Raw genomic sequence first — 4,901 nt, 5'->3', positions numbered from 1 at the left:
GTATTGTTCTATGAAGGGCTCCACGGTGGGGTTCAAGGTGTTTTTCCATACGTAGATCTTTTAATTGGTGTAGTTCCCGTGATCAATTTGGAATGGATCCAGAAAATACAACGAGACCGTGAAAAAAGAGGATATTCTACCAGAGAAATAGTAGATACCATAAAAAAACGTATTGATGACTATGTAGATTACATTACACCGCAATTCGAACACAGTCATATTAACTTCCAGCGGGTTCCGACTGTGGATACCTCTAACCCTTTTATTTCCCGGGATGTACCTACCGAGGATGAGAGTCTGATAGTGATTCGAATAAAAAAAGAAATCATCCTAAAATATAAAATAGACCTTACCTTTCTAAAGAGGATGATCGAAGGCTCTTTTATCTCGAGACGCAACACTATTGTTGTTCCGGGTACAAAAATGCAATTAGCCATGGAGGTCCTGGTGACCCCTATTGTAGAAGGACTCGTTAGGGAAGCCCGGGAAAATAGAGAACTGTACAGGAAAAAGCAGGGAAGAAAAACAGCGGTGTCTTCTACATTGCAGTAGCAGACATGAAATAAATGTACAGTTTAATATAAAGTCATTTAGATTCCGGCCTATTTATGTAACGCAATACGCTTATTGATTGATTTAAGGATATTGACTACATGCTGTAACCAACACTGCACATTGTTCATTGGATTCATTGTCAGAATCCAATAGTTATCGAGACATTCCTTAAATTTTGATTTTATTGCATCAATCCTCTTCACCCCAAACTTACCTCAAAACTTTGCGCGTGGATCCTGTCCGGTTTTTGTAGTGTTCCGGTAGATAAGCGCTCGGCAAAAACCGGATAGGGCGCATGCTACTTTTGATTTGGAGCACGATCCCTTTTGTTAACCCATTTCTGAAAATCTTTGTAAATGACCGGATGGTCTTTGAAATATTCCCCTAATTCGTTGATCCCCTTTTCCCTACCTTTTAAGAATGCAGCCTCCTTTTTATTTTCGAACTGGATAAAGTGATAGCCCAGATAACTGAACACAAGGGTATTCAAACTTATGACTACATATAACATTACACCTTCCCATTTGGGTGTCCATCTTGATTTTTTGATGGTTGTCAGCACACCCTTTATTTGCCCCTCATAGGCATCGGATATTCGTTGTTGTGAGCGTAGGTAATCCTTAAGGTGAAATTCAATATTCGACACATCGGCCTACACTTTCGTATTCCGCAATTTGTCCGTAAGCCCTTCCAACTTCTCAATAGAGGCATTGAACCCATTTATTTCCTGGGTAAGCACTTCCATGATTTCACCCAATTTTGCCATACGATTAAGTGCTTTTATAATGGCTTCCTTCTTAATCACCTCTGTTATAAAGTCCTCATAGGTGAATACATATCCTTTTGGCAATCTATTTATGGTATCTATTATGTATTCAGTAACTTTCAATGGGTTTAATTTTTTCAAATATTTAAAAAATGTCCAGTTTTTTATAAAATAAACTGGACAAATTATTAAATGAAAGTAATAGCTTGAAAAGTATTATTAGTTACAAACACATTTTATTTATTGTGAATAACCTTCTCAATGTGGTTGGCATCTTTAAATTTCTCTAAGGTTGTTTTGGTTTTATAAGCATAAACCAAAGATACTACTGAAATAAGAATTGCAAGAATGAAGGTAATAATTGCCCATTTAGGATAGACCCCTGCCTTTTTAAATAGAACTTCAAATCTTCTATATTGTCTTTCCTGTAGTTCACTTTGTCTTTTTAGTTGGTTATTATATTCTTCTAAAAGAGCCTTGATTTCCGAAAGGTCAATGGCGACTTTTGCATCTTTAATTTGATCATTAATAGTCTTCAACCTATTTACATCACCACGGAACTCTTCCAGTTCAGAAGTTAGCAATTCCATATACTCTTTAATTCTAGTCATTATTTCAATCTTTTAAATTCCAATCCCTACGTCAATAGAATGTTTCACAACTCGCTTTGCAATTTTCTTTACAATACTTAAAGCCAATCTTGGAGCTAAAGGAATAGCTTTATCTAAGACTTTTACTGGAGCTATGTTTTGTATTACATTATTTGATTTACAATAAAGCCGTTGCCCAATATTGCCTCCGGTCATATTACGATGTACTTCGCTCCCTTTCAAATTATAACCATTAAATTCAAATCTAAACCCTTGAATATTCCCTGCTTTATTGATACTTGGAAGTACTTTTACGCCATTGGTATGCATGGCTTTGATGTAATCATCAAAATTCTTTGGAGTAAATTGTTTTAAGGTCAGTTCATGTCTTCGCTTAATCTCCTGTCGAACTTCTTTCAATAAAAATTCCTTTTCGAACTGTACTTGTTTCACCGTAGTTAATTGCATTTGTTCAGCCACTTTTTCAGCAGCATATTGACTTCGTTTCCCAATGAAACTGTCATTATAAGCCACACCTCTATAATCAATACGATTCACGTATAAATGAATATGAGTATGCTCTTTATTTCTATGGACAAATGCAATAGCCTGCCTTTGCTCTAATTTCATTTCTTTCATAAATCGCTTACATATCATTTCTAAATCTTTTTGCTGTAATCGTTTTCCATCTTCTATGGTTGGACTTATGACAAAGGACAGAGTATTTTTTTGACAATGGTAGTTCTGGTCCTGGACCATTTTAAACTCTTGAGTTATCTCATTAGGATTGTCACCAATCAGTTCTTGTTTAAAGACAACTTCCGCTCCTTTTTCCTGATTCCATCCATAAGCTACGGAAGCTTGTGTATGGGCGATTGCTTTACCTTTTCCTATCATGGTGACAACTTTTGTAAATGTGATTTTATCTCATTGGCTAATCGATAGACTTCCTCTGTAAGTTTAGGATTGCGCTTGCGATACATATTACCAATGGACTTAAAGTTGTTATGAAACTTGACCAAAGTGCTATAGATAAGAATCTCATCTTCGGTCAATCGCTCAGTAATCTTCTTTTCAAACGCTACCCTTCTTAAATATTCACTGAGCGTCAGCCCACTTCTTTTCGCTCTGTTTTTCAATAACTTTTTTTCCATGGAAGTACACCTAAATTTGATCACGTCGGTTTTGCGCCTAAACCGACTCTTTTTTTCATTGCGACCATCGGGAGTAATCGAGATTGTGCCCACAGGCACACATCTCGAATTTGTTTGCAACAAATCTTTTTCACCGATATCTAAAAGAATAGTATCACCATCTTTTAAATGTTCTTCAGTTAGGTTAAGTATCGCTTTATTAACTGTTTTTGTGTTATGTTTTTTTGTTCTTAAATCCATGACATCAGCTTTTCATTTGCATCTTTATATCCTTTATAAAGCTCTCTACAATCATGTGATTGTGGACATTCATCCAGTAGATAATTTGTAGCCAAATCACCTGGGAGGTCATTATCTAAATAGAGAAGGATTTTTTCATAATCAGTTAGGATAGGAATCATCTTTTTTACAAATGCAACCGAATTAAGAACTAATAAGTCAACTTCTTTTATTTTCTCTTGTAGCATACTATCTAGCGAAAACAGATCGAACATGCCTTCGGTAACCAATACATTCTTATGACCATTATCTATGTAGCTAAATGTTTTGGGTGAAGTCGATGTTTTATAGTATTTATTTCTCAGTTCCCAACCGCCATCATTATTTCTTAAACCTAGCGCGAAAAATGTTTTGTCATTATTTTGATACCAGACCTCTTGACAATAGTTCTTTGCCGTGTTTAAAGGTATTTTTCTGTATGTAATATATTTCACTAATTCCAATCGCTGAATTGGTTCCACCTTTAGTATAGCTAAACCTGCACTTTTTTCATTAAGAACTGGTTGCTGTTGAAAAGAAAAAAGAGAAGTATTATCATTTAAAATAATCAATGCTTCCCGAACGGAGCAATTCAAAATTCGGATGATTAAGTCTATAACATTCCCACCAATACCTAACCCATGATCGTACCATCTATTTTTTAGCTTAGAAACTTTAAAAGAGGCTTGTGTTTCTGACCGCAGGGGACTTAGAAACCAAGCTTCTTTTTCCGATTCCTTTTTGGGAAAATGCTCGAATTTTGCCAGCACTTGAAGCAGGCAAAGATTTCGAGCTTTTTTACAGTTAATTTTTTCTTTTTTCATGAGCTCCTCATTTTTAACAACATTTTTGATGATTTGATGACAACCCCTCTGGAAACCCTATAAACATTGAGTTTTCTGTGTCATCGTTTTGTCATCACGTCATCATTTTTCAATTTTTTACATCTTTTTCTGTCATCACTTTTTATTTTGATGACAGAATGATGACAAAGTGATGACGGCCTTAAGCCCCATAAACACTGGCTTCGACTCAATCTGTCATCAATTCATCAAAATTTTGGACTAGGAAAGGCTTTTCTATGGTAAAATAGCGTCCTTTTGCATCTGCCAAATTCATATCTCCATCACTCCAAATCGTAAACTTTTGATACTTATTGGAATTGTCCTGATTCTTTAACTTCCAGTCTTTTTTTAATAACCTCCTGAGCTGCGTTAGATCTGTTTTAACTCTAGTTTTATTAAGTGCATGCAAGGCATCAATAGGGCAAAGGTGTACTTCTTCCAAATCAAATTTTTCCACGACACTTAAAATGATACTGGCCAACTCCTTTTCAACACGATTACGATTGTGTTGAACTAATTTTTTCAAAGCAATTGTTTTGATTTGCTGTGGGGTAAACCACATACGCGTCAAATGCCGGGTAGAGATTTGTCGATGCTCAAGAAAATAGAGAAAAGCAGGAATTTCAGAAATTAGCTTTTCCAGGTAATCTGTATGTTCTTTTTCTAGGACTGGAACTTTGATCACCCAGAACCGGGTTTCATTAGCATCAATTTTTATAAAGTTATCTTCATT

General features: G+C 35.5%; 6 protein-coding genes and 2 pseudogenes. 1 reads left to right on the top strand and 7 read right to left on the bottom strand.

Annotation, left to right across the window (positions count from 1 at the left end; genetic code table 11):
- A pseudogene (locus AAC037_RS19690) lies at positions 1-552 on the top strand (hypothetical protein); the annotation flags it as partial.
- Between the two features lie 301 nt (positions 553-853).
- Here AAC037_RS19690 and AAC037_RS19685 read toward each other — a convergent pair.
- From AAC037_RS19685 to AAC037_RS19655, 7 genes and pseudogenes are all read right to left on the bottom strand, one after another.
- Positions 854-1,201, bottom strand: coding sequence for a hypothetical protein (locus AAC037_RS19685; RefSeq protein WP_339905014.1), 348 nt, complete (start codon positions 1,199-1,201; stop codon positions 854-856).
- Positions 1,202-1,207: 6 nt separating this feature from the next.
- Positions 1,208-1,462: a DUF6730 family protein gene (locus tag AAC037_RS19680; RefSeq protein WP_339666699.1), complete on the bottom strand. Its 255-nt coding sequence runs from the start codon at positions 1,460-1,462 to the stop codon at positions 1,208-1,210.
- 95 nt (positions 1,463-1,557) lie between these two features.
- Positions 1,558-1,932: a DUF6730 family protein gene (locus tag AAC037_RS19675; RefSeq protein ID WP_339905013.1), complete on the bottom strand. Its 375-nt coding sequence runs from the start codon at positions 1,930-1,932 to the stop codon at positions 1,558-1,560.
- Positions 1,933-1,944: 12 nt separating this feature from the next.
- The gene (locus AAC037_RS19670; protein ID WP_339666696.1) at positions 1,945-2,808 is read right to left on the bottom strand and encodes a relaxase/mobilization nuclease domain-containing protein; all 864 of its coding nucleotides are present in this window, start codon (positions 2,806-2,808) and stop codon (positions 1,945-1,947) included.
- On the bottom strand, positions 2,805-3,305 hold the full coding sequence (gene mbpA / locus AAC037_RS19665; RefSeq protein WP_339666695.1) for a mobilization protein MbpA: 501 nt from the start codon (positions 3,303-3,305) through the stop codon (positions 2,805-2,807). The genes AAC037_RS19670 and mbpA overlap by 4 nt, the downstream gene beginning before the upstream one ends.
- Positions 3,296-4,147: a toprim domain-containing protein gene (locus tag AAC037_RS19660; RefSeq protein ID WP_339666694.1), complete on the bottom strand. Its 852-nt coding sequence runs from the start codon at positions 4,145-4,147 to the stop codon at positions 3,296-3,298. Before AAC037_RS19660 ends, mbpA begins: the two co-directional genes overlap by 10 nt.
- Before the next feature lie 208 nt (positions 4,148-4,355).
- A pseudogene (locus AAC037_RS19655) lies at positions 4,356-4,901 on the bottom strand (helicase); the annotation flags it as partial.

The sequence above is a fragment of the uncultured Cyclobacterium sp. genome (assembly GCF_963976465.1).
Classification (GTDB): domain Bacteria; phylum Bacteroidota; class Bacteroidia; order Cytophagales; family Cyclobacteriaceae; genus Cyclobacterium.
This window is presented reverse-complemented; position numbering and strand designations above follow the sequence as displayed.